Origin of the sequence: Sulfitobacter sp. 1A12056 (assembly GCF_043558125.1) — a bacterium.
Taxonomy (GTDB): domain Bacteria; phylum Pseudomonadota; class Alphaproteobacteria; order Rhodobacterales; family Rhodobacteraceae; genus Sulfitobacter; species Sulfitobacter faviae.
In genome coordinates, this window is record NZ_JBIFFY010000010.1 from 20,070 (window position 1) to 44,393 (window position 24,324).

Annotated in this window: 23 protein-coding genes; 9 read left to right on the forward strand and 14 right to left on the reverse strand. The window is 64.0% G+C overall.

The genetic code is table 11. The features are described from left to right. Window positions 1-154: 154 nt before the first annotated feature. Both clpA and ACGYLD_RS15830 read left to right on the forward strand, forming a co-directional pair. A complete protein-coding gene (gene clpA / locus ACGYLD_RS15825) occupies window positions 155-2,476 on the forward strand; it encodes an ATP-dependent Clp protease ATP-binding subunit ClpA (protein WP_067262217.1) in 2,322 nt (773 codons plus the stop codon). Beyond that, on the forward strand, window positions 2,473-3,426 hold the full coding sequence (locus ACGYLD_RS15830) for a M23 family metallopeptidase (RefSeq protein WP_271693057.1): 954 nt from the start codon (window positions 2,473-2,475) through the stop codon (window positions 3,424-3,426). Before clpA ends, ACGYLD_RS15830 begins: the two co-directional genes overlap by 4 nt. A gap of 15 nt (window positions 3,427-3,441) precedes the next feature. Here the strand turns inward: ACGYLD_RS15830 and ACGYLD_RS15835 are convergent, their stop codons facing one another. The 3 genes from ACGYLD_RS15835 to ACGYLD_RS15845 form a co-directional block, all read right to left on the reverse strand. Continuing rightward, window positions 3,442-5,253 (reverse strand): peptidoglycan -binding protein, encoded by a 1,812-nt coding sequence (locus ACGYLD_RS15835; RefSeq protein WP_271693056.1) that lies wholly within the window; start codon window positions 5,251-5,253, stop codon window positions 3,442-3,444. Then, window positions 5,253-6,452: a biopolymer transporter ExbB gene (locus ACGYLD_RS15840; protein WP_271693055.1), complete on the reverse strand. Its 1,200-nt coding sequence runs from the start codon at window positions 6,450-6,452 to the stop codon at window positions 5,253-5,255. The genes ACGYLD_RS15835 and ACGYLD_RS15840 overlap by 1 nt, the downstream gene beginning before the upstream one ends. A 71-nt stretch (window positions 6,453-6,523) precedes the next feature. Further along, complete coding sequence (locus ACGYLD_RS15845) at window positions 6,524-7,054, reverse strand: gamma-glutamylcyclotransferase (RefSeq protein WP_271693054.1); 531 nt, start codon at window positions 7,052-7,054, stop codon at window positions 6,524-6,526. Between the two features lie 66 nt (window positions 7,055-7,120). Here ACGYLD_RS15845 and ACGYLD_RS15850 point away from each other — a divergent pair, with 66 nt between their 5' ends. Next, on the forward strand, window positions 7,121-8,128 hold the full coding sequence (locus tag ACGYLD_RS15850) for a DUF2125 domain-containing protein (protein WP_271693053.1): 1,008 nt from the start codon (window positions 7,121-7,123) through the stop codon (window positions 8,126-8,128). Window positions 8,129-8,135: 7 nt separating this feature from the next. On the opposite strand, the gene ACGYLD_RS15855 is transcribed toward ACGYLD_RS15850, so the two are convergent. From ACGYLD_RS15855 to ACGYLD_RS15875, 5 genes are all read right to left on the reverse strand, one after another. Then, on the reverse strand, window positions 8,136-8,930 hold the full coding sequence (locus tag ACGYLD_RS15855; RefSeq protein WP_394403180.1) for an extensin family protein: 795 nt from the start codon (window positions 8,928-8,930) through the stop codon (window positions 8,136-8,138). Then, entirely contained in the window at window positions 8,927-9,847 is a 921-nt protein-coding gene (locus ACGYLD_RS15860) for a prephenate/arogenate dehydrogenase family protein (protein ID WP_067262228.1), read from the reverse strand. Before ACGYLD_RS15860 ends, ACGYLD_RS15855 begins: the two co-directional genes overlap by 4 nt. Next, window positions 9,847-10,929, reverse strand: coding sequence for a histidinol-phosphate transaminase (gene hisC / locus ACGYLD_RS15865; RefSeq protein ID WP_271693052.1), 1,083 nt, complete (start codon window positions 10,927-10,929; stop codon window positions 9,847-9,849). Before hisC ends, ACGYLD_RS15860 begins: the two co-directional genes overlap by 1 nt. Before the next feature lie 181 nt (window positions 10,930-11,110). Continuing rightward, window positions 11,111-11,731, reverse strand: a complete 621-nt coding sequence (rpsD, locus tag ACGYLD_RS15870) for a 30S ribosomal protein S4 (RefSeq protein WP_271693051.1) — start codon at window positions 11,729-11,731, stop codon at window positions 11,111-11,113. Window positions 11,732-11,901: 170 nt separating this feature from the next. Beyond that, window positions 11,902-12,471, reverse strand: coding sequence for a DNA-3-methyladenine glycosylase I (locus tag ACGYLD_RS15875; RefSeq protein ID WP_271693050.1), 570 nt, complete (start codon window positions 12,469-12,471; stop codon window positions 11,902-11,904). A 105-nt stretch (window positions 12,472-12,576) separates the two neighbouring features. Here ACGYLD_RS15875 and ACGYLD_RS15880 point away from each other — a divergent pair, with 105 nt between their 5' ends. The 3 genes from ACGYLD_RS15880 (at window position 12,577) to phbB (ending at window position 15,556) form a co-directional block, all read left to right on the forward strand. Continuing rightward, the gene (locus ACGYLD_RS15880; RefSeq protein ID WP_271693049.1) at window positions 12,577-13,419 is read left to right on the forward strand and encodes an EAL domain-containing protein; all 843 of its coding nucleotides are present in this window, start codon (window positions 12,577-12,579) and stop codon (window positions 13,417-13,419) included. A 163-nt stretch (window positions 13,420-13,582) separates the two neighbouring features. After that, window positions 13,583-14,758, forward strand: a complete 1,176-nt coding sequence (locus ACGYLD_RS15885; protein ID WP_209218288.1) for an acetyl-CoA C-acetyltransferase — start codon at window positions 13,583-13,585, stop codon at window positions 14,756-14,758. 75 nt (window positions 14,759-14,833) lie between these two features. Beyond that, window positions 14,834-15,556: an acetoacetyl-CoA reductase gene (phbB, locus tag ACGYLD_RS15890; RefSeq protein WP_271693048.1), complete on the forward strand. Its 723-nt coding sequence runs from the start codon at window positions 14,834-14,836 to the stop codon at window positions 15,554-15,556. Window positions 15,557-15,716: 160 nt separating this feature from the next. Here phbB and ACGYLD_RS15895 read toward each other — a convergent pair whose 3' ends face one another. The 3 genes from ACGYLD_RS15895 to ACGYLD_RS15905 all read right to left on the reverse strand — a co-directional run bounded on the left by ACGYLD_RS15895 (window position 15,717) and on the right by ACGYLD_RS15905 (window position 16,961). Beyond that, a complete protein-coding gene (locus tag ACGYLD_RS15895) occupies window positions 15,717-15,881 on the reverse strand; it encodes a YdcH family protein (RefSeq protein WP_082852182.1) in 165 nt (54 codons plus the stop codon). A 100-nt stretch (window positions 15,882-15,981) separates the two neighbouring features. After that, complete coding sequence (locus ACGYLD_RS15900) at window positions 15,982-16,749, reverse strand: tRNA1(Val) (adenine(37)-N6)-methyltransferase (protein WP_271693046.1); 768 nt, start codon at window positions 16,747-16,749, stop codon at window positions 15,982-15,984. Beyond that, window positions 16,746-16,961 (reverse strand): DUF2007 domain-containing protein, encoded by a 216-nt coding sequence (locus ACGYLD_RS15905; protein ID WP_040700850.1) that lies wholly within the window; start codon window positions 16,959-16,961, stop codon window positions 16,746-16,748. The genes ACGYLD_RS15900 and ACGYLD_RS15905 overlap by 4 nt, the downstream gene beginning before the upstream one ends. A 55-nt stretch (window positions 16,962-17,016) precedes the next feature. Here ACGYLD_RS15905 and ACGYLD_RS15910 point away from each other — a divergent pair, with 55 nt between their 5' ends. Further along, window positions 17,017-18,015 carry a polyprenyl synthetase family protein gene (locus tag ACGYLD_RS15910; protein WP_271693045.1) on the forward strand — a complete coding sequence of 333 codons (999 nt, stop codon included), beginning with the start codon at window positions 17,017-17,019 and terminating at the stop codon, window positions 18,013-18,015. Here ACGYLD_RS15910 and ACGYLD_RS15915 read toward each other — a convergent pair. The 3 genes from ACGYLD_RS15915 to ACGYLD_RS15925 form a co-directional block, all read right to left on the reverse strand. Beyond that, complete coding sequence (locus tag ACGYLD_RS15915) at window positions 18,012-18,884, reverse strand: 4-(cytidine 5'-diphospho)-2-C-methyl-D-erythritol kinase (protein WP_271693044.1); 873 nt, start codon at window positions 18,882-18,884, stop codon at window positions 18,012-18,014. The two genes, ACGYLD_RS15910 and ACGYLD_RS15915, sit on opposite strands and share 4 nt — an antisense overlap. Then, window positions 18,881-20,590, reverse strand: a complete 1,710-nt coding sequence (locus ACGYLD_RS15920; RefSeq protein WP_271693043.1) for a tetratricopeptide repeat protein — start codon at window positions 20,588-20,590, stop codon at window positions 18,881-18,883. The genes ACGYLD_RS15915 and ACGYLD_RS15920 overlap by 4 nt, the downstream gene beginning before the upstream one ends. A gap of 163 nt (window positions 20,591-20,753) precedes the next feature. Beyond that, the gene (locus ACGYLD_RS15925; RefSeq protein WP_271693042.1) at window positions 20,754-22,406 is read right to left on the reverse strand and encodes an electron transfer flavoprotein-ubiquinone oxidoreductase; all 1,653 of its coding nucleotides are present in this window, start codon (window positions 22,404-22,406) and stop codon (window positions 20,754-20,756) included. Between the two features lie 365 nt (window positions 22,407-22,771). Between ACGYLD_RS15925 and greA the strand changes: the two genes are divergently transcribed. Then, window positions 22,772-23,242 carry a transcription elongation factor GreA gene (gene greA / locus ACGYLD_RS15930; RefSeq protein WP_067268537.1) on the forward strand — a complete coding sequence of 157 codons (471 nt, stop codon included), beginning with the start codon at window positions 22,772-22,774 and terminating at the stop codon, window positions 23,240-23,242. Between the two features lie 14 nt (window positions 23,243-23,256). Next, window positions 23,257-24,324 (forward strand): hypothetical protein, encoded by a 1,068-nt coding sequence (locus tag ACGYLD_RS15935; protein WP_394403184.1) that lies wholly within the window; start codon window positions 23,257-23,259, stop codon window positions 24,322-24,324.

Here is a 24,324-nt window from a genome sequence, read left to right on the forward strand (position 1 = left end):
AGTCCTCGCTCACGGCAAATGTGACCGATTCGGACCAGAATCTTCTTGAAGATGGGCGATGATCAACCAAACTCTAATACTATGAGGCCATGGTCGGACCGGGGCCTGAGACATCTCAGCACCTCACCGACCCCGATCGAAAAGGAGCACGCCCGTGCCTTCATTCTCGACTACACTTGAGCAGGCAATCCACGCGGCCCTCGCGCTGGCCAATGCCCGCCGCCACGAATTCGCAACGCTTGAACATCTGTTGCTGGCCTTGCTCGATGAACCCGATGCCGTGCAGGTCATGAAAGCCTGTTCCGTCGATGTCTCTGACCTGCGCGATACGCTGGTGGAATTCGTCGACGATGATCTCAGCAATCTGATCACCGACATCGACGGTTCCGAAGCGGTGCCAACGGCGGCTTTCCAGCGCGTGATCCAGCGCGCCGCGATCCATGTGCAATCTTCGGGCCGGACCGAGGTGACGGGGGCCAACGTGCTCGTCGCCATTTTCGCCGAGCGTGAGAGCAACGCCGCCTATTTCCTGCAAGAGCAGGATATGACCCGCTATGACGCGGTGAACTTCATCGCCCATGGTGTCGCCAAAGACCCGGCATATGGTGAATCCCGCCCCGTCACAGGCGCGCCCGAGACCGAGGAAGAGGCCCAAGGCGTCACCGATGGCGACAAGAAGGAATCCGCGCTGGCGAAATACTGCGTGGACCTCAACGCCAAATCCCGTGAGGGCGACATCGACCCGCTGATCGGCCGCGAGGGCGAGGTTGAGCGTTGCATTCAAGTGCTCTGCCGCCGTCGCAAGAACAACCCGCTTCTGGTGGGGGATCCCGGTGTCGGCAAGACCGCCATCGCCGAAGGGCTGGCGCGCAAGATCGTCGCCGGTGAAACGCCTGAGGTGCTGGCCAATACCACGATCTACTCGCTCGACATGGGCGCGCTCTTGGCCGGCACCCGCTACCGCGGTGACTTCGAAGAGCGGCTCAAGGCCGTGGTGACCGAGCTTGAGGATCACAAGGACGCCGTGCTTTTCATCGACGAGATCCATACCGTGATCGGTGCCGGTGCCACTTCGGGCGGCGCAATGGATGCCTCCAACCTGCTGAAGCCCGCACTTCAGGGCGGCAAGCTGCGCACCATGGGCTCCACCACCTATAAGGAGTTCCGCCAGCACTTCGAGAAGGACCGCGCGCTGAGCCGCCGGTTCCAAAAGATCGATGTGAGCGAGCCTTCGGTCGAAGACGCCACCAAAATCCTCAAGGGTCTCAAGCCCTATTTCGAGGAGCATCACAGCGTCAAATACACCTCCGACGCGATCAAGACCTCCGTTGAACTGGCGCATCGCTACATCAACGACCGCAAGCTGCCCGATAGCGCGATCGACGTGATCGACGAAGCCGGTGCCGCCCAGCACCTCGTCGCCGCTTCCAAGCGCCGCAAGACCATCGGCACCAAGGAGGTCGAGGCCGTGGTGGCCAAGATCGCCCGCATCCCGCCGAAGAATGTCTCCAAAGACGATGTGGTGGTGCTGAAGGATCTGGAAAGCTCGCTCAAGCGGGTGGTCTTCGGTCAGGATGACGCCATCGTGGCGCTGTCTTCGGCGATCAAACTGTCCCGCGCGGGCCTGCGCGAGCCGGACAAGCCCATCGGGAACTACCTCTTCGCTGGCCCCACTGGGGTCGGCAAGACCGAGGTCGCCAAGCAATTGGCCGACACCCTCGGCGTGGAACTGCTGCGTTTCGACATGTCGGAATATATGGAGAAACACGCAGTTAGCCGTCTGATCGGCGCGCCTCCGGGCTATGTCGGCTTTGACCAAGGCGGCATGCTCACCGATGGCGTGGACCAGCATCCGCATTGCGTGCTGCTGCTCGACGAGATGGAGAAGGCGCACCCGGACGTCTACAACATCCTGTTGCAGGTGATGGACCACGGCAAGCTGACCGATCACAATGGCCGCACGGTGGATTTCCGCAATGTGGTGCTGATCATGACCTCCAACGCGGGTGCTTCCGAACAGGCCAAAGCGGCAGTGGGCTTTGGCCGCGACCGCCGCGAGGGCGAGGATACCGCCGCGATCGAGCGGACCTTCACGCCGGAGTTCCGCAACCGTCTGGACGCCGTGATCTCCTTCGCGCCGCTGCCGAAGTCGGTGATCCTGCGGGTGGTCGAGAAGTTCGTGCTGCAACTCGAAGCGCAGCTGATGGACCGCAACGTGACCATCGAGCTCTCCAAGAAGGCCGCCGAATGGCTTGCCGACAAGGGCTATGACGACAAGATGGGCGCGCGTCCCTTGGGCCGTGTGATCCAAGAGCACATCAAGAAGCCGCTGGCCGAGGAACTGCTCTTTGGCAAGCTGGCCAAGGGCGGTGTCGTCAAGGTCGGCGTCAAAGATGATGAGTTGACGCTCAAAGTCTTGGGCAGCGAAAGCAAGCGTCTTTCCGGTGATCGCCCCCCGCTGCTCACCGCGGAATGATCTCTCGGGCCGCACTGGCCCTGATCCTCTCCTCCGCCAGCCCTGCGCTGGCGGAGGATTTGCAATTGGCCTTCCCGCTGGATTGCACCCTTGGGCAGGACTGCCACATCCAACAATATATGGACCGCGATCCGAGCGGTGACGCGCGGGACTACCGCTGTTCCGGTCTGACCTATGACGGCCATAAGGGCACGGATTTCGCCCTGCCCGACCGCGCGGCGATGGCGGCGGGTGTGACTGTGCGTGCGGCGGCGGCGGGGGTGGTTAAAGGGCTGCGGGACGGGATTCCAGATGGTGCGCCGCTCTCGGAGGTCCAAGGGCGCGAATGCGGCAATGGCGTGGTGATCGACCTCGGCCAGGGATGGGAGATGCAATATTGCCACCTCCGCCGCGGATCGCTCCGCGTGCAGGAAGGGCAGGAGGTGGCGGTTGGCGACGCCCTCGGCCTCGTTGGCCAGTCCGGCAAAGCGGCCTTTCCGCATCTGCACCTGTCGCTGCGCCATCACGGCCAGCCCGTCGATCCATTCGCGCCCGAGGGCCATAGTTGTGACGTCGAACCGCGCGAAACCCTCTGGCAAGACACCCCGCCCTACCACCCCGGCGGGCTGATTGCGCTTGGCTTTGCCGACCGCGTGCCCAGCTATGATGAGATCAAGGCGGGCGAAGCCCATCGCGACAGCCTGCCCAAAGAGGCCCCTGCCTTGGTCATCTATGGCTACAGCTATGGCACGCAAAAGGATGACGTGCTGCGCCTCAGCCTCGCGTGGCCAAAAGGCACGGTCATCGAAAGGGATGTGGTGATGGAGAAGCCGCAGGCGCAAGCCTTCCGCGCCATTGGCAAACGCGCGGCTTCTGCGCCATGGGCAGCCGGGCGCTATACGGGCAGGGTCACCCTGCTGCGTGAGGGCCGTGTGATCGACGAAAAGACTGGCGTTCTGACCCTGCGATAGGCCGGGACTGCCTGCCTACTTTTCAGTAAACTTCAACTCGATCCGCCTGTTCTGCGCCCGCGCAGCCTCGGTATTGCCCTCGGCTACGGGCTGATACTGGCCAAAGCCATTTGCGGCCAAACGATCCGGCGCGATGCCGAGGAAATTTACCATATATTTGACCACCGACAGCGCCCGCGCTTGGCTGAGTTCCCAGTTGTCCGCAAACTCCCCAAAGCCGGAAAGCGGCACATTGTCGGTGTGACCATCGACGCGGATCACCCAATCGATCTCGGGCGGGATGTCGTCCACAACGCTGCGCAGAATGCCCGCCACCTTGGCGATCTCACCCTGCCCGTCTTGGCTCAGCACCGCACTGCCCGGCGCGAAAAGCACCTCGGAGGAGAAGACGAAACGGTCGCCTTCGATCCGCACACCCTCCTGATTGCCCAGCAGATCACGCAACCGCCCAAAGAATTCCGAGCGGTACTGGGCGAGGTTCTTACTCTCTTCCTCAAGCCGCTTGCGCTCTGCCGCCTCCAATTCGGCGCGGCGGCGTTCCTCCGCCGCGACCCGCGCCAACGCGGTGTTCAACTCGGAGCCAAGCGATTGCAATTCCACCGATTTCGCCGCATCCCGCGCCACTGCGTCATCGAGCAGCGCCTGTAGGTTCCCCAGTTGCGCGCGCAGTTCCGCGACTTGCTGGTTCAACAACTCAGTCTGCCGCTGCGCCGCCGCGCTCACGGCTTTCTCCTCGGCCAGCGTCTCTTCGGCCTGCGCCAAAAGGGCAGCGCGGCGTTCGGCGGCAGTGGTCTTATCCTCGGCCAAAGTCTCCGCCGCGATTTTTGCCGCCAGCGCCTGCGCCAGACGTTCGCGCAGGTCCTCTTCGGTGCCTTCTGCGGCGTCCAACTCTTCGGCGAGCGCGGCGCGCTCGGCCTCCAGACCCGCGCCGCTCTCCTCCAGCCGCTCCATCCGCAGCAACGCTGCGGCAAGCTCACTGTCGAGATCGCTGCGCGCCGCGCGGGCAGCGGCCAAAAGAGTCAGCGTCTCTTCGGCCTTCTTGCGCTGCGTCTCAAGCGAGAGGGTCATGGCCGTCAATTCCGCATCCGCATCCTCCAGCCGGTCGCGCAGGGCCTGCGCCGCTGCGGCTTCGGCCAGACGGGCGGCTTCCTCGGCGCTGAGCGCCTCTTCGGCCTCCGCCACCTCGGCATTGAGGGCGTCGACTTCGGCCTCGGCTTCGGCGTTTTGCGCCCGCAGATCGGCCACCAGCGCATCCAACGCCTCGCGTTTCGCGGCGGCAAGCCGGGCCGTTTCTGCCTGCGCGTCGATCTCCTCCCGCGCGGTGCTAAGCGCGAGGTTCAGCGCCTCTTGCTCATCCAACAGCGCGGCTTCGCGGTCTTCCAAATCACCGATGCGCGCCTGATCTTCCGCCTGCGACGCCAAGAGCGCGGCCACCCGCGCCTCAAAGCCGGTGATCTCGGCCTCCGCCGCCTGCAAGGCAGCCGCTTGCGCTTCGCGTTCAGAGGTCAGCCCGGCGATCACCGCCTCTTGCCGCGACACCTCATCACGCGCGTCGTTTAGCGAGGCATTCAGCGCGCCGAGCCGAGCCTCCAAACGCGCGGTGGTGCGTTCCTCGACGCCAAGCGCTTGGGAAAGGGCCGCGACCTCTCCGGCCAGTTCGTTAAGCTCGCTTTCCTGCCCGCTGATCCGCTCTGTCAGGACGAATTGCACCACCATGAAGATGGTCAGCACGAACATCAGAACCAGCAAGAGCCCGGTCATCGCATCGACGAACCCCGGCCAGATGGAGCCCTGAAACCGTGCGCCTGTCCGCCGGGAAAGTGCCATTACTGGTCCCCGCCACCGGGAATATCGCTGGCCCGCAGGCGGCGGGCCTCAGGGGCGCGGTGCCCGGAGAGCGCCTTGGCCAGCAAAGAGATATCCTTGCGCAATTCGGCCATGGTTTCCTGCCGCCCGGCAGAAATCTCTTCCAAGATACGCAGCATCTGCACGTCGATGGAGCGCAGGCGCATCCGGCTTTCTGCGTCGATCCCTTCGCCCGCAACCTGACCTTCGAGCGTGGCGATCAATCGGTCTTGCCCATCTGCCACCCGCTCCAGCGCGCTGTTGGTGGTCGTGTCATGTTCCATCCGCGTGGTCATCCGGTCCACGGCATCGGCCAGCTTGCCCAGCTTGTCGTCGACCATGGCGCGGCTGACGTCTGATTGGGTGAACATCTGCTGCATTTCAGCCATCTGTTCGACCATCTGATCCATCACGCTGGCCATGATGTTCTGATCGCTCACATCGTCGCCCGAGGTCAGCCCGACCCGCGTGATGGAACTCAGCCAATCTTCCAGCTCTTGATAAAAGCGGTTTTGCCCGTGGCCCGCAAAAAGCTCCAACAGCCCGACGACGAGAGAGCCCGCAAGCCCCAGAAGCGAGGAGCCGAAGGCCACGCCCATGCCGCCCAACTGCGCCTCTAGCCCGGTCATCAGACGGCCAAAGACATCGACGCCCGCCTCCCCCTCACCGGGGGCGAGGGAGCGGATCGTATCGACCACCGCCGGAACGGTCGTGGCCAGCCCATAAAACGTCCCCAGAAGGCCGAGGAAAATCAACATATTGACGATATAGCGCGTGATCTCGCGCACTTCGTCGATGCGCGAGGCGACGGAATCGAGGATCGACCGGGTGGAGGTCGTACTGACCTGCATCCGCGCGCCACGCTGGCGCAGAAGAGACGCCAAAGGCGCCAGCAATTGCGGCGGTTTGGCATCGGGTTCGGCATTGCCAGCGGCGAAATCCTCGATCCAGCGGACCGAGCCGATAAGCTGCATCACCTGATAGAAACAGGCCAGCACACCGACGATGAAGACAAAGATGATGACCCCATTCAGCCATGGGTTCGCGGCAAAGATCGGCAGCACCCGGGGCAGCGCCAGAAAGACCCCGGCCCCCGTGAGGCCGAGCGCGATCAGCATCAGAGAAATCTGACGCACCGGTTGTGAAAACTGCGGTTTTGCCTTGCGGTCTGGCTGTGCCATGCGGCCTTTCCTGACCCTTTGTTCTGCTCTTGCCGCAGCTTACACTGAAACGGCAAAGAGTTGCCAAGTTTTTATGAGGTCAAAGCCTTCACCCGGTCATGCAACCACTCCAACGCGGGGTCATGCAAGCCCACTTCGGACAGATGCACGGCAGTGTTGATTAAATACTCGGTATTGGGCCCGCGTCCGCCTACGGCGCGGGCAATGATCTGCGCTTGTTCTTCCAAGGGCAGGCCACCGCAATATTGATCATGCGCCGCGTCGATCACATAGGTCACCGCCTCCACGTCGCGGCCATCGGTCAGATGCACGGTGAGGTTTTTCTCGACATAGGCCGAAGAGATCAGCTCACGCTCGCGCAGGTACTCCAGCGTCTGCGCCTCATGCCCCGCAGCCACCCGCATCGCCATGCCTTCGCAGGCCGAGCGGACGGATTCGTCGAGCGCCAGCACCAGCCCCGGCTGTTCGACCGTGCCCCGGTGATGGATCGAGCGCATGCAGAACGAACGGGCATAGCCCGGCAGCGTGGCGATCACGCTTTCCGCTACCTCGAATCCGGGGTTCCACAAGAGGCTGCCATAGCCAAATACCCACATTGTCATCCTGCTGGTCCTTTCTGCTGGCCTTCGGTAAACCGCATCTGAAGCACGATTTGAAGGGCTATCGAAATGCGGAAATTGGTTTGGCTGCTGATTGTGCTCGCCGCACTTTGGGGCGCGTGGTGGGCTGCCGCCACGACGCAGATGCAAAGCACCCTGACCCGCCTGCTCGACACCCGCCGCGCGGCGGGTTGGGAGGTGACGCTCAAAGACATCGACAAAGCGGGCTTTCCCCTGTCCTTGCAAAACCGGCTGAGCGGGTTTGCCGTGGCAGACCCGGCCCGCGGTCTGGCATTTGAGGCCCCGCAGCTTGATCTCTCCGCCCCGGTCTGGTGGCCCGGTGATCTCTCGGCCCGCGCGCCTGTTGCGGCGGCCGACCTGCCCGCAGGCGCATTGCCCCTGACGCTGAAGATGCGCGACCTGCGCGCCGATCTGGAACTGCATCCCGGCACCTCGCTTCAACTGGAGGCGATGGAGCTTCGCAGCACGCATCTTGAGGTCGACGGGCCCGACGGGCTGCTGCTGGAGGCCGAAGAGCCGCGGATGCGGATCGCGCAATCGGGCAGTGCGGCGCGGGATTATGACATCGCGCTGCTGCCCGGCGGCATCACCCCCGGCCCCTTGCTGCGCAAGGTTTTGGGCGATGGCGCGGGCCAGCCCGGCGGGCAGCCGATCCTCTCGGCGCGGATGGCCGTGACCTTTGCCCACCCGCTGGACCGGCACAGCGCGATGGCAGGCACCCCGCCGCAGATCGACGCGCTGACGGTTGAGAATGTGGATGCCGCTTGGGGCGAGGTGGCTTTGGGCGCCGAAGGGGCGCTGACCTTTGACGCCGCGGGCATTCCCGATGGGGTGCTGAGCCTGCGGGTCACCAATTGGTCCAAACTGCTCGACGCGGGCGAACGTGCGGGCTTTCTGCCGCCGTCGATGCGCGGGCAGGTCGACACCATGCTGCGGCTGTTGGAAGCGCGGGGCGGCACGCCGGGCGGATTGGACCTCGACCTGATCTTTACGGATGGTCAGATGATGCTGGCGGGGATCCCGCTTGGCCCTGCGCCGCGGTTGGTTCAGCCCTAACGGCCGCTTAGCGGCAGTAGCTACCACTGCGATAGCGCGCCGTGTCGAAGTGAAAGTGGTCTTGGTGAAAGCGGTCCGCCTCTGGTCCCAGCACCGTGCCAAACGGCCCGCAGGCGCCCCGGTGCATCCGTCGCAAAGCCGCGCTGCTGCGCCGCGCGCGCCAGCCCTTCAACAGGCTGATCGTGCTGCCGTCCGCCAGCTCAAACCCGGAAATGTCGATCGCGCGGCCCTTGCCATGTTCGGAAATCTTACCCCCCTTGCGGTTGTTCCGCGTCCGGCAGGCGTAATGCGCGGCGACCTTGAGCTCCTTCAGCCCGCCGCCCTGCCCCGCCAAAGCTGGCACCGCCGATTGGCGCACCCATGTGTTCAGCGCCTTTGCCGTGGTGCAATCCATCACCGCCGCGGTGCTGAGCCGGATGCCCGAGACCGAGCGTATCTTGACCGCATTCTCAACCCCGCAACCGTTGATCCGGCCCGGCACCCGGCCCACCCGCGTGCCCTGTATCGCCAGATCGCCGCAGACCGCGCCCTTGGCCAACATCCGCTGCCGCGCACGGGCGGCCTGTTCGACCTTTGCACTGCGCAGGGTGGGACGGAGCGATGCTTTCATCCCCTGCCCGCCCTCGGCGGCGGCACGGGCGGCGGGGTCACGTTCGGGCGGGGCGATCGCGCCGCCGGGGGCGACGCTGACCGGCAAGCTATCCCCCTGCTGACGCGCCACGGGGCGCTCAGAACTGTCCGGCCCCGCAGCCAAGGCGATTTGCCCCAGCATGATCAGCGGCAGGACAGCCCAGCCCCTCATGACTTGGGCGCGCCCCGGCCAAAATCGGGCGCGTCGGTATCCTGCCCCGCCTCGATGATGCCGCGCCGGATCGCGCGGGTACGAGTGAAATAGGCGTGCAGATGATCGCCGTCGCCGGTCCGAATGGCGCGTTGCAGGGCGAAAAGCTCTTCGGTGAAGCGGCCAAGGATTTCCAGCGTCGCGTCCTTGTTGGTCAGAAAGACATCGCGCCACATCGTGGGATCACTCGCCGCGATCCGGGTGAAGTCGCGGAAACCGGCGGCGGAATACTTGATCACCTCGCTGTCGGTCACCCGGCGCAGATCGTCGGCGACGCCCACCATCGTATAGGCGATGAGGTGCGGCGCGTGCGAGGTGACGGCCAGCACCAGATCATGGTGTTCGGCATCCATCTCCTCCACATTGGCACCCGCCCCTTCCCAGAGCGCGCGCAGCCGCGCGATGGCGTCTTTGTCGGTGCCTTCCACGGGGACCAGCAGGCACCAGCGGTTGTCGAAGAGCTCGGCAAAGCCGCTGCGCGGGCCGGAATGCTCGGTCCCCGCCAGCGGGTGGCCGGGGATGAAATGCACGCCGTCGGGCAGATACGGCCCCACCTGCGCAATCACGTCGGCCTTGACCGAACCCACATCCGTCACCGTGGCACCGGGTGCGAGATGCGGCGCGATCTCGGCGGCCACGGCGCCCATGACGCCCACCGGCACGCAGAGCACCACCAGATCGGCGCCCGCGACAGCCTCGGCGGCACTGTCGCAGACCCGGTCGCAGAGGCCGATCTCGCGCGCCGTGGCGCGGGTCTCGTCGCTGCGGGCATAGCCGGTGACTTCGCCCGCCAGACCGCCGCGCTTCATCGCCCAGAACAGTGAGGAGGCAATCAGCCCCAACCCAATGAGGGCGACCCTGTCATAGACCTGCGCCATCAGTTGCCCCCTTTGAACTGCCGCACGGCATGGACGACGCGGCGGCAGGCGCTTTCATCGCCCACGGTGATGCGCAGACAGTTGGGCAGGTTGTAGCCCGCCACCCGGCGCACGATCAGCCCTTGGGTCTTGAGGTAGTCGTCACAAGCCTCGGCCTCGGCCTGATTGGCGAAGCGGGCCAGCACGAAATTGGCGAGCGAGACGTCCGAGGGCACGCCGATCTCGGCCAGCGCATCGGCCAGCCACGTGCGCCAGCGGGCGTTCTCGGCCCGGCAATGGTCGGTATAGGCGCGGTCGCGCATCGCCGCCTCGGCGGCGTTGAGTGCGGCCTGCGACAGGTTGAAAGGACCGCGCACGCGGTTCAGCACGTCGATCACATGGGCTGGCCCATAGCCCCAACCGATGCGCAGCCCGCCCAGCCCGTAGAGCTTTGAGAAGGTGCGCGTCATCACCACGTTGTCGCGGCGGTCCACCAAGGCGGCGCCGCCGTCATAGCCCTCGACATATTCGGCATAGGCCCCGTCGAGCACCAGAAGCGCCTGCGGCGGCAGGGCTTCGGCCAGACGTTCAAGCTCGGCCAGACCGATCATCGTGCCGGTGGGGTTGTTGGGGTTGGCGATGAACACCAGCCGCGTCGCCTCGGTGCAGGCGGCGAGGATGGCATCGACATCGGTCACCCGCTCACGCTCGGGCACCTCGACGGGCGTAGCCCCCGCGGCGAGGGCGGAAATGCGGTACATGGCAAAGCCGTGCTCGGTGTGCACGACCTCGGTGCCCGGACCGGCATAGGCTTGGCAGAGAAAAGCGATGATCTCATCCGAACCCGCGCCGCAGATGATCCGCTCGGCATCGAGGTCCAGCACCTCAGCAATGGCGGCGCGCAGGGCGCTATGGTCGGAGGATGGGTAGCGATGCAGGTCATAGGCCGCGCGACGATAGGCTTCGACGGCGGCAGGGCTGGGCCCCAGCGGGTTCTCGTTCGAGCTGAGCTTGACCACATTCTCAAGGCCCGCGACATGCGCCGCACCCCCTTGATAAAGGTCGATCTCCATAATGCCCGGTTGCGGTGCGATCTGTGTCATCTCGCTCTCATCCTCACGCTACTGCCGCCCTTCTATCGGGGGTGTCGCGGTGATGCCAGAATCATTCTGCATCCTCGGCGCCAGCGGACAGGCTGTTGCCCTGCTGCCGCCGCCCTGCGCAAAAAGAAAAGGCCGCGCGGTTTGCACCACGCGGCCTTTGGTATTCGACAGGCGAAGAAGCTTAGTTCTTCGCGTAGAATTCCACGACGAGGTTCGGCTCCATCACAACCGGGTACGGCACGTCGCCGAGGCTCGGTGTGCGCACGAAAGTCGCGGTCATTTTTGAGTGGTCACACTCCAGGTAGTCCGGCACGTCACGCTCGGGCAGTTGCACGGCTTCGAGAACCGAGGTCAGCTGCTTGGAACGGTCACGCACTTCGATCACGTCACCCTCTTTCACGCGGTAGGAGGGGATGTTGACCTTGCGGCCGTTCACTTTGACGTGGCCGTGGTTCACGAACTGGCGTGCAGCGAAAACTGTCGGCACGAACTTGGCGCGGTAGACAACGGCGTCCAAACGGCGCTCGAGCAGGCCGATCAGGTTCTCACCGGTGTCGCCCTTGACGCGCTCGGCTTCGCCGTAGATGCGGCGGAACTGCTTCTCGGTCAGGTCGCCATAGTAGCCCTTGAGCTTCTGCTTGGCGCGCAGCTGGATGCCGAAGTCCGACATTTTGCCCTTGCGGCGCTGGCCGTGCTGGCCGGGGCCATATTCACGACGGTTCACCGGGGACTTCGGACGGCCCCAGATGTTTTCGCCCATACGGCGGTCTAGTTTGTGCTTGGCAGCTGTGCGTTTTGTCACGGCTGATCTCCTTTATAAAGCCCCGAGGGGCGGTAAAGGGCGTTGTCCTTTGGCCGAAGCCCGACAGGCTTCCCCTTGCGGGGTCCACCAACACCAATGAAGGGGCGCTTATACGGGGCCATGGCGGGGAGTCAACGGGGGATTTTCGGCGAATTTGATCCGCCCCGCCCCTAACGTGCCATCGCAGCGCAGGGCGCGTGGCGGTGACAGGTCAGGATATGATCGTTCACCAGCCCGCAGGCCTCCATCCAGGCATAGGTGATCGTCGGCCCGCAGAACTTGAAACCGGCTTTCTTCAAGTCTTTGCTCACCTGCTCGGACAAGGCCGTCTTCGGCGGCACCTCGGCCTGTGTGGCAAAGCGGTTTTGCAGCGGTTTGCCATCGACATAGCGCCACATGAAGGCGTCGAACCCCTCGCGCGCCTCCAACTCCTGCCAGGCCCGCGCGTTGGTGATGGCGGCCTCGATCTTGCCCCGGTGGCGGATGATGCCCGGATCACTCAGCAGGCGCAGCACATCCGCCTCGCCCCATTCGGCGATCTGATGCGGGTCGAACCCGGCAAAGGCCGCACGGAAATTATCGCGTTTTTTAAGGATCGTGATCCAGCTCAGCCCCGCCTGAAACCCGTCAAGGATCAGCTTCTCCCAAAGCGCGCGGCTGTCGTATTCGGGCACGCCCCATTCGGTGTCATGGTAGGCTTGGTAAATCGGGTCATCCCCGGCCCAGTCACAGCGCTGCATCTTCGGCCCCCCTCTGCGCGATCCACCGCGGAAATCGCCGCCGATTAAGACCGTATTATCACCTTTGCGCCCATACCAATTGCAGGACAGCAAGAGAGTACCGCCGTGCCCCGTCGATTCCAACGCCCTTTCGCCGACGTTCCCCCCGGTGGGGACAGCCCGCTGAACCATGCGGTGATGCAGCGCGATGCCGCGACGCTTGAAATGGTGCGGGAGGCTGTGGCCCATCGCCAAACGCTGCTGGCGTTCCAGCCCGTCATGCTGGCCAGCGATCCGACAAATATCGCCTTTCACGAGGGGCTGATCCGCCTGCTTGATCCTACGGGTCGCGTGATTCCGGCCAAGGATTTCATGCCCGCGATCGAGGACACGGATACCGGGCGGCAGGTGGATGTTCTGGCCCTGCGCCTGGGGCTGAACGCGCTGCACCACCATCCCGGCCTGCGGCTGTCGATCAATATGTCCGCCCGCTCCATCGGGTATCAGGAATGGACTCGCGTCTTGCGCCACTGGCTGGCCCGCGACGCGACCTTGGGCGAACGGCTGATCCTTGAGATCACGGAAAGCTCTGCCATGATGGTCCCGGAACTGGTGACAAGCTTCATGAACCAGTTGCAGCCTCACGGCATCTGCTTTGCCATGGATGATTTCGGGGCGGGGCAAACGGCGATCCGCTATTTCAAGGATTTCTACTTTGATGTCCTGAAGCTTGACGGGCAGTTCATCCGCGGCATCGCCACCAACCCCGACAACCGCGCCCTGACCGCCGCACTGATGTCCATCGCCACGCATTTCGACATGCTGACCGTGGCCGAATGCGTGGAGAACGCCGCCGATGCGGCGGTGCTGACCGAGATGGGCGTCGATTGCCTGCAAGGCTACCACTTCGCCGCGCCAACCACCCGGCCCCCATGGCTGAATTTCGACCGGGTGCGGGCCACCGGCTAGGCCCGCGCGGGCAGGCCGCCGGGGCTGCGGCGGCGGGCTGCCTGCTCAGTTGCCGCATTGCAGCGCATCCGCTATCACTACCTCAGAGGGACGGGAGCGCCCACGCCCGACGATGGCGCGTGTCGGTGTGCCCCCGCCCAACAAGGTAGAGGAAAGTCACATCATGACCAATGTCGTCATCGCATCCGCCGCCCGGACCGCCGTGGGCAGTTTCGGCGGAGCGTTCGCCAATACGCCCGCCCATGACCTTGGTGCCGCCGTTCTGAAAGAACTGGTGGCCCGCGCCGGGGTGGACCCGTCCGAAGTCTCCGAGACCATTCTGGGGCAGGTGCTGACCGCCGCCCAAGGTCAGAACCCGGCGCGTCAGGCGCATATCAACGCAGGGCTGCCGAAAGAGAGCGCAGCTTGGGGCATCAACCAGGTCTGCGGCTCGGGCCTGCGCGCCGTGGCGCTGGCGGCCCAGCATATCCAACTTGGTGACGCGAACATCGTGGCCGCTGGCGGGCAAGAGAACATGACCCTCAGCCCCCATGCGCAAAACCTCCGCGCGGGCCAGAAAATGGGCGATTTGCAGTTCATCGACACGATGATCCGCGACGGTCTCTGGGATGCGTTCAACGGCTACCACATGGGCCAAACCGCTGAGAACGTGGCCGAGAAATGGCAGATCAGCCGTGACCAGCAAGACGAATTCGCCGTCGCCTCGCAAAACAAGGCCGAAGCCGCGCAGAAGGCTGGCAAATTCGCCGATGAGATCGTTCCCTTCACCATCAAGACCCGCAAGGGCGAGACGGTCGTCGACCAGGACGAATACATCCGCCACGGCGCCAATATCGAAGCGATGCAGAAGCTGCGCCCGGCCTTCACCAAGGACGGCTCCGTCACCGCGGCCAATGCCTCGGGCATCAACGACGGTGCGGCAGGTGCGCTGCTGATGAGCGCGGATGAGGCCGAAAAGCGGGGCATTCAGCCGCTGGCGCGGATCGCCTCCTATGCCACCGCCGGTCTCGACCCGTCGATCATGGGCGTCGGCCCCGTCTATGCATCGCGCAAGGCGCTGGAGAAAGCCGGTTGGTCGCCCGAAGACCTTGATCTGGTGGAAGCCAACGAAGCCTTCGCCGCACAGGCCTGCGCCGTGAACAAGGAAATGGGCTGGGATCCGGAAATCGTGAACGTCAACGGCGGCGCCATCGCCATCGGCCACCCCATTGGTGCCTCGGGCGCGCGGGTGCTCAACACCCTGCTGTTCGAAATGCAGCGCCGTGACGCCAAGAAAGGTTTGGCGACGCTGTGTATCGGCGGCGGTATGGGTGTTGCCATGTGCCTAGAGCGCCCCTAAGACTAAATCGGCGCGCAACTTTCTTGCGCGCCGATACATGCATTTGCAAGAACATTACCTTGAGGGAGGGATTACATGTCACGCATCGCTTTGGTCACCGGGGGAAGTCGCGGGATTGGCGCGGCCATTTCGACCACGCTGAAGGACAAAGGCTATACCGTCGCCGCCACCTATGCCGGCAATGACGAAGCCGCCGCGAAATTCACCGAAGAGACCGGCATCGAGACCTACAAATGGAACGTGGCAGATTACGACGCCTCCAAAGCGGGGATCGAACAAGTCGAAGCCGAGCTTGGCCCCATCGAGGTGGTGGTCGCCAATGCGGGCATCACCCGCGACGCGCCCTTTCACAAGATGACCCCCGATCAGTGGAATGAAGTCATCGCCACCAATCTGACCGGCGTCTTCAACACGATCCACCCGGTCTGGCCCGGCATGCGCGAACGCAAGTTCGGGCGCGTCGTCGTGATCTCTTCGATCAACGGGCAAAAGGGTCAGTTCGCGCAGGTGAACTATGCCGCGACCAAGGCGGGCGATCTGGGCATCGTGAAGTCATTGGCCCAAGAAGGCGCCCGCGCAGGCATCACGGCCAATGCCATCTGCCCCGGCTATATCGCGACCGATATGGTCATGGCGGTGCCCGAAAAAGTCCGTGAAAGCATCATCGCGCAGATCCCCGCCGGGCGGCTGGGAGATCCCGAAGAAATCGCCCGCGCGGTGGCCTTTCTCGTTTCCGACGATGCGGGTTTCATCAATGGCTCGACGATCTCTGCCAATGGGGCGCAATTCGTCGTCTGACGGGACGATGTTCTGGAAATTTAATGGGCCAGTCTTTTCCAAAGACTGGCCTTTTTAATGGGAAAACAGAACCCGACTGCGTCCTTTACCAGCCGTCCAGCCTGCCGCCCCGCCAGAGCGGAACGACAGCGATCAAAAACGCCGCATTCCGCGGCGAGGGTCAGCTCGACAGGCGGCTAATCTCCTCTTTCAAACGCAGTTTTTCCTTCTTCATGGAAGCCACTTTCAAATCGTCCATACCGGGGGCGCGTTGCGCGGTTTCCACCGCCTCACTCATCGCCTGATGCTTGCGCTTCAGGGTGTCCAGATGTGCGTTCAAAGCCATACAATCCTCCATGATTGGTGTGTAGAATTTCAGTGGACCACAGCGCGACCCACAAGTCACGCGGCACCGCAGCATAGGGGTGAAGTTGGTAAAGAAACGCTTAAGAAGTAGGATAGACCAGCGGCGCCCCCCGGCGCAGGACCGCTTCGATTTCCGGCACATAGCTATCGCCGTCCCCCTCATGCCGCGCGCCACGGTGCATGACAAAGCTGTGATAGAGCCGAAAAGCACCGCGTCCGTTCTTGCGCGCACGCAAAAGAATCAACTCCGGCATCCTTCCCGCGCGCGAGGCGAGCGGCAGCACCTCGACCGATCCCATCTCATGCGGCAGCGCCGCCAGAATCTCGGGCAGCCGTTCGGCGCGATGGATAAAATGCGCCTGCCCTTTGGGCTTTAGCCGCCGCGCGGCGGTGCGGACCCATTGTCGCAGGGGCGTCGCCTCACCCAAGGCCGTCTCGCGCCCGGGATCGCGGGACTGGACCGAGGCGGCCCGGTCGAAATAGGGCGGATTGGCAAGAACGTGGTCAAATTGTCGCTGGCGCAGATGCAGGGGCATCTCGGTCAGATCAGCCTCCACCACCTCCAGCGCCGCGCCGCCATTGCGCCGCGCCAGTTCGGCATAGGCGGGTTGCAGCTCACAGCCCGTCAGCGTCAGCCCCGGCACCCGCGCCCCCAGACAAAGCACCGCCGCACCGGCCCCGCAGCCAAGCTCCAACACGCTTTGCCCTGCCTTGGCCTCGATGCTCGCGGCCAGCAAAACCGGGTCCACCCCGGCACGATAGCCCCGACCCCGGCGCGGCTGCCAGAGGTGCAGCTTGCCGCCGAGAAAAGCGTCGCAGGTCAGGTCGTCTTCGGTGAAACGGGTCACAGCCCCAGCGGAATCTCATTGTCGCGCATCACCCGCAGGGCGGCGTCATGGTCATCAGGATGCACCATCAGGCGGCGCGGGAAAATCCCGATGCCTCCTTCGAGCACGCTCATGTTTACGTCCATTTCAAAGCAGTCTATATCCTCCCCCCTGAGAAGGGCGGTGGCAAAGGCGATGATGGTCATGTCGGTGCTGCGCAAAAGTTCCTTCATATCAAAGATGTAGAGCCGGATCACCGGCATGTCGAGCGGGACGCGGGAAATGATGATGAAAAGTGATGCAACGGGCAAACCGCACGACCGCATGGCGGCCTATCTAAGCGATGATATGGCGGCGGTCAGCGCCCTGATCCGCGAGCGGATGGCGTCGAAACACGCGCCCCGCATCCCCGAGGTCACCGCCCATCTGGTTGAGGCGGGCGGCAAGCGCCTGCGCCCGATGCTGACGCTGGCCGCGGCCCGGATGTGCGGCTATGACGGGCCCTATCACGTCCATCTGGCCGCCACGGTTGAGTTCATTCACACCGCGACCCTGCTGCACGACGATGTGGTGGACGAAAGCGCCCAACGGCGCGGGCGGCCCACGGCGAACCTTCTGTGGGACAACCAGTCGTCGGTGCTGGTGGGGGACTACCTCTTCGCCCGCAGCTTCCAGTTGATGACCGAGCCGGGCTCGATGCCCGTCATGCGCATCCTGTCGAACGCCGCCGCGACCATCGCGGAGGGGGAGGTGCTGCAACTGACCGCGGCGCAGAATCTGGCCACGGATGAACAGGTCTATCTGCAAGTCGTGCGCGGCAAGACGGCGGCGCTCTTCTCAGCCGCGACTGAGGTGGGCGGCGTGATCGCCGATGCGCCGGAGGATCAGGTCACGGCGCTCTATGACTATGGAGACGCCCTTGGCATCGCCTTCCAGATCGTCGACGATCTGCTGGATTATCAGGGTGATACAGGGGCCACGGGCAAGAACGTCGGTGACGATTTCCGCGAGCGCAAGCTGACCCTGCCGGTGATCAAGGCCGTGGCCAAGGCCGACGAGGATGAGCGCGCCTTTTGGACCCGCACCATTGAGAAGGGCAAACAGGAAGAGGGCGACCTTGACCATGCGCTGATGCTTTTGGCCAAACACGACACGCTCACCGCGACGCGGCGCGATGCCTGTGACTGGGCGGAGAAGGCCAAAGCGGCGCTTGCCCCCCTGCCCGACCACGAGTTGAAAGACATGTTGATCGATCTGGCCGACTACGTCGTCGCCCGGATCAGCTAAGCGGCCAAGATCGGCGCGGCGGCGACCCACCATTGCGGCGCGGCCTTGGCGATGCGATGGGCGGCGGCTTCTGCCTGCGCTGCCGTGGCGTAGAGGCCGAAACAGGTCGCGCCCGAGCCGGACATCCGCGCCAGCGCCGCATCGCTCAGCGCCTCCAGACAGACCCCGATGATCGGCTCCCGCGCGATGGCGGGGGCGGCAAGGTCGTTGCGCTGCGCGGTCAGAAATTCGATGAAATCGGAAAAGCCCGCGAACTTCGGGATCACCTCCGGCATCGGCGGCTGGTTCTTGTCGCTGAGCGCCGAGAAGACAGCGGGCGTCGGCACATCGACACCAGGGTTTACCAGCACCATATGGCAAGGCGGCAGCGCGGAGAGCGGCGTGAGGACCTCCCCCACCCCCTGCATCCGCTGCGGGCCGCGTGTCAGACAGACCGGCACATCTGCCCCGAGCTGCGCCGTCTCTTCGGGCAGCGGAACGCCCCAATGCGCCGCAAGCAGCTCCAAGGCCGCCGCCGCATCGGCAGAGCCGCCCCCGATCCCCGCCGCTGCGGGCAGGTGTTTCTCAAGATGCAGTGCGGCGCCACGGCCCGCGCCTGCGTCCAGCATCTCTGCCGCGCGCAGGACAAGGTTGCGCACATCGGTCGGCACCCCTTCGGCCCGCGGGCCGCTGACCGTCAGGGTCAGATCATCCGCGGCAGCCACACACAGCCGATCGCCCACACCAGCCCGCACCACCAGCGAATCCAGCAGGTGATAGCCGTCGGCCCGCTGGCCGGTGCAATGCAGGGTCAGGTTCACCTTGGCCCAAGCCATCCGCGACGCCGCAGCGCCGGGGTCGGCGGGCGCCCCATCCTTCGAAAGGCTCATTCGTCCGCAGCAACCTTGAGCGGGGCCGCGCCCTCTTCGGCCAGCACGGCATCGAGCCCCACTTCCAGCTTGCGGCGCATCCGCTCGGGGTCGGCCTCCGAATCCGCATCCGTCAGGTCAACGAAAGAGAGCGCCCGGCGCCACTGGAATTCGGCCTCGCGCTTGCGGCCCACGGCCCAGTAAACATCCCCGAGGTGATCGTTCACCACCGGATCGACCGGCTCCAACTCGACCGCGCGTTCCATCTGCTCTACCGCCTCATCGTAGCGGTCAAGGCGGTAAAACACCCAGCCCAGCGAATCGACGATATAGCCACTGTCGGGGCTGGCGGCGACGGCGCGTTCGATCATCTCTAGCGCCTCGTCCAAGTTGCGCTGCTGTTCGACCAGCGAGTAGCCGAGGTAGTTCAACACCTGTGGCTGTTCGGGGTTCAACTCAAGTGCGGCGCGGAAATCGGCTTCGGAGCCTTCCCAATCGCCGCTGCGTTCCTTGGCGATGGCGCGGGCGTAGAACAGCACCCAGCGGGCGCGGGCGGTTTCGGGCGTTAGCGCGAGCGCTTGGTCGTAGGAGGCGATGGCCGCCTCATAGTCCTCTTCGGCCCGCAGCATATCGCCTAGCGTGGAATGCACCACGGCCAGATCACCATGGCTGCGCGCGAGCTGTTCCAGCACTTCGATGGCCTGCGCGGTCTTGCCCGAGCGACGCAGCGCATCGGCGCGGCCCAGTTCGGCGGCGTGATAGGCCGGGCTGTCGGCAGGCAGGGATTTATATTCGGCAATCGCCAGATCATGCTCGCCAAGGTTCTCCAACAGGCTTGCCGTCAGCAAAAGCGCATCAACATGGTCCGGGCGCAGGTAACGCGCGATGCGCGAATAGAGCAGAACGTAATAGTCCCCCGCCGCCTCATTGCGCAGCACGGCGGCGAAGGTGAAAAACACCTCGGCCATGCCCGCTTGGGCGTTGGGCATATGGCTGAAGGGCGCGGGCGTTTCCTGCTGCAAACCTTCGATGAGCCGCGCGATTTCAGGATCGCTATCCGTGCCAAAACCGTCAGAGAGCACGGCCAGCGCATCCTCGCTGCGCCCCAATTGGCCAAGGATCTCGGCATGGGCCATCACGCCGCGCCGGGTCTGGCCTGCGGCCCCTGCCTCACCACTGGCAAAGATCGCCTCCGCCCCTTCGAAGTCGCCCACGCTCGCCAGCGCGAGGGCCTTGTGATACATCACGAAGCCCTGCATCCCGGCCTCTTCGCTCAGGCTGTCGAAAGCCTTTATCGCGGCGGTTACATCGCCCGCCCCCATATGCGCCCAAGCCTGCACCAGCCCGCCGACCCAAGGGCCGATGGCCGAGGTATCGCGTTCAAGCAGGGCCATGTAATCGCCCTCTTTCGCCAAGGCGGCCACGAGGGTCATCTCGGCCACCTGGCTCTTGGTGCCGAGGGTGATCATATTGCGTGCCAGCGGCAGCGCCTTGTCCACCCGCCCGAGCGAGAGATAGGACAGCACCGCGCTTTCCATCAGTTCGATGTTCTTAGGGTCCCGCGCCAGCGCTTCGGTGTAATAGCGCGCGGCCTCGGGGTAGTCGCTGTTCACGGCAGCATGACGCCCCGCCAGATAGGGGCCCGCGACCGATTGCGCCATCAGCGGCGCCGACAGGCCGATGCAAAGCGCCGCAACGCTGGTGAAACCTAGGACATTCCGAAACATGCAAACCGCCTCATATCGCTTTGCTCGCAGGCTATCATCTTCGTGCCGGGGCGCAATGGCGGGGCGGTGATGTCGCCCATGGCCGACAGGTTTTCGCCGAAAAGACGAAAAAGACCGACACGCCTGCGCGTGCCGGTCCTTTAATTGCGCCTTTGGCGATGGCTCACATATTCGGGTAGTTCGGCCCGTCGCCGCCCTGCGGGGTGGTCCAGACGATGTTCTGCGTCGGATCCTTGATATCGCAGGTCTTGCAATGCACGCAGTTCTGGAAGTTGATCTGGAACCGCGTCTCGCCGGTTTTGTCATCCTCGACGAACTCGTAAACCCCCGCCGGGCAATAGCGGGCCGAGGGGCCCGCGTATTTCGGCAGGTTCACCTCGACCGGAATGTTCGGGTCTTTCAGCTTGAGATGCGCAGGCTGGCTTTCCTCGTGATTGGTAAAGGAGAAGGCCACATTGGTCAGACGGTCAAAGCTGAGTTTGCCATCGGGTTTGGGGTAGTCGATCTTCTTGTGCTTATCCGCAGGCTCGGTCGCTTCGGCGTCCGATTTCCCGTGCCCGAGCGTGCCCAAGAGCGAGAAGCCGAGCGTGTTGGTCCACATGTCAAAGCCACCAAGCGCCAGCGACGCGGTGAGCCCGTATTTCGACCACAGCGGTTTCACGTTGCGCACCTTCTTAAGGTCCGTCGCGATCGGCCCTTCACGAACATCGGTCTCATATTCGGTCAACTCATCGCCGCCACGGCCCGCTTGGATCGCCGCATAGGCCGCCTCTGCCGCTGCCTTGCCCGAGAGCATGGCGTTGTGGTTGCCCTTGATGCGCGGCACATTGACCATGCCCACCGAACAGCCCAGCAGCGCCACGCCGGGGGCCACCATCTTGGGCATCGACTGATAGCCGCCCTCGGTGATCGCCCGCGCGCCATAGGCCACGCGTTTGCCGCCTTTGAGCAGTTCGGCCACCATCGGGTGATGCTTGAACCGCTGGAATTCCATGTATGGGAAGACATGCGGGTTCTTGTAGCCGAGGTGAACAACGAAGCCGACGTAAACCTGATTGTTCTCAAGGTGATAGATGAACGACCCGCCGCCCGCATTGCTGTTGAGCGGCCAGCCCATTGTATGGGTCACGGTGCCTTCTTTGTGCTTGGCGGGGTCGATCTCCCAGATCTCTTTCATGCCAAGACCGTATTTCTGCGGCTCTTTGCCCTCATCCAGCCCGTATTTCGCAATAACCTGCTTGCTGAGGCTGCCGCGCACGCCCTCGGAGAGGAAGACATATTTGCCGTGCAGCTCCATGCCCGGCTCATAGCTTGGGCCGGGGGTGCCATCGGCCTGACGCCCCATCTCACCGGCAACAACGCCTTTGACTTCGCCATTCTCGCCGAAAACCAGTTCCGAACAGGCCATGCCGGGGAAGACTTCGACGCCCAGTTCCTCGGCCTGTTCGGCCATCCAACGGCAGACATTGCCCATCGACACGATGTAGTTGCCGTGGTTCTTCATCAGCGGGGGCATCGGAAACTCGGGGATGCGCAGCTTGCCCGCCTCGCCCAGCAGGTAAAAGTTGTCTTCCTTCACCGGCACGTTCAGCGGCGCGCCTTTTTCCTTCCAATCGGGGATCAGCGCGTCCAGCCCGCAGGGGTCGAGCACCGCGCCCGACAGGATATGCGCGCCGACTTCCGAGCCCTTCTCCAGCACCACGACATTGCAATCGGCATCCAACTGCTTGAGCCGGATCGCAGCCGACAGGCCAGCAGGCCCGGCGCCGACGATCACAACGTCATATTCCATCGCTTCGCGTTCAATCTCGGCCATTTTGGTGCTCCCTCACGGCAAATTCGGTTTGGATTTGGCTAAACCACCGCCGCGCGCAATGCAATCGCGACCCTGCGTTTATTGCGCAAAACGTGGGCTCCACGACATAACATGACGCGCGACCTTGCGGATCGCCGGCTCTTCCCCCTTGAGGTAGTGCTGCCGCGCCCGGTTTCACCACTCAAGCGCTGCGGCCCGCACGGCGAAAACGGGACCGGATTGACGGCAGTCAACCGCCGATCCCGGGGCCGTTAGCCCCTTGCAATTGGCGGGCAGTTTGGGTCAGGTATCTGCCAAGTTAACACGCAATTGGCCGCCCCCCGGCGAAAACCCGGGTGCGGCCCTCATTATGTAGGCACACCGCCATGGAAAAAATCCCGATGACCCGCGACGGTCACACCGCGCTCGAAGTCGAACTCAAGCAGCTTAAAACGGTTGAACGCCCCGCCATCATCAAGGCCATCGCTGAGGCGCGTGAACATGGTGACCTGTCGGAAAATGCCGAGTATCATTCCGCCAAGGAAAAACAGTCTTTCATCGAAGGCCGCATCAAAGAGCTTGAGGGCGTGATCTCGCTCGCCGATGTGATCGACCCCAAGAAACTGTCGGGCTCGATCAAATTCGGCGCCACGGTGACGCTGGTCGATGAGGACACGGACGAAGAGAAAACCTATCAGATCGTTGGCGAATATGAGGCCAATATCGAAAAGGGTCTTTTGAACATCAAATCCCCTATCGCGCGCGCGCTGATCGGCAAGGAAGAGGGTGATTCCGTCGAGGTGCGCACCCCCGGCGGGCAGAAATCCTATGAGGTTCTCAAGATCGTCTACGCTTGAACGGGAAAGCTGACATGGCAGAGCCCGACGCTTCCGCATCCCCAGAGCAAGTCCCCCGCGCCCCGCGCGGCGGGACCGGCGCGGCACGGCCCACGCCGATGGGCATTTACGACCGGCCCAAGGCCAATAGCATCACCGAGATCGAGGTCATCGCGGGCGCGCTTTCGGCGCTCTGGCTGCTTGGCACGGCGATCTATTTCACCTTCATCCCCGCCGAGGTGCCCGAGGGCACGCCCGACAGCGGGCTGCGCGGGCTATTGATCCTGCTGGTGGTGATCATGCCCGTCGCGATGATCTGGGTCGGGGCCACCGCCGCCCGCGCCGGGCGGGTCATGCGTGAGGAAAGCCAACGTCTGCAAGCCGCGATCGACGCGATCCGGCATTCCTATATCTCGCAACAGCAGGGCAACAAACCGGCGGGCGAGGGCAGCATTGCCCGCAAGCTCGATGAACTCGCCGCCAGCGTCCGCAAGACCGAGATTGCGCTGGCCGGACTTCAGGGCCGCGATGCACCATCGCGCCCCGTCGATCCGGCCCCCGCGCCGACACCGCCCGCCGCAGAAGAGCAGCCGACGCTGGCCCTTGGCACGCAGGCGGGCGACAGCGCGCAGCCGCTCTCTGCCGAGGATTTCACCCGCGCCCTCAACTTCCCCGAAACGGCGGAGGATCAGGCCGGTTTCGACGCCCTGCGCCGCGCGTTGAAAGACCGGTCTGCCGCGCAGCTTGTACAGGCCGCGCAGGATGTGCTGACCCTGCTAAGCCAAGACGGCATCTATATGGACGACCTGCGCCCCGACCGCGCCCGCCCCGAAGTCTGGCGGCAATTCGCCAGCGGCGCGCGGGGCCGGACCATCGCGCCTTTGGGCGGCATTCGGGATCGCTCCTCGCTGGCGCTGGCCAATGCGCGGATGCGGCAAGACCCGATCTTCCGCGACGCCGCGCATCACTTCCTGCGCCGCTTTGACCGGACCTTTGCGGAATTCGAAAAACAGGCCACGGATGAGGAAATCTCGATGCTGGCCGATACCCGCACCGCCCGCGCCTTCATGCTGTTGGGCCGCTGCGCGGGCACCTTCGATTGA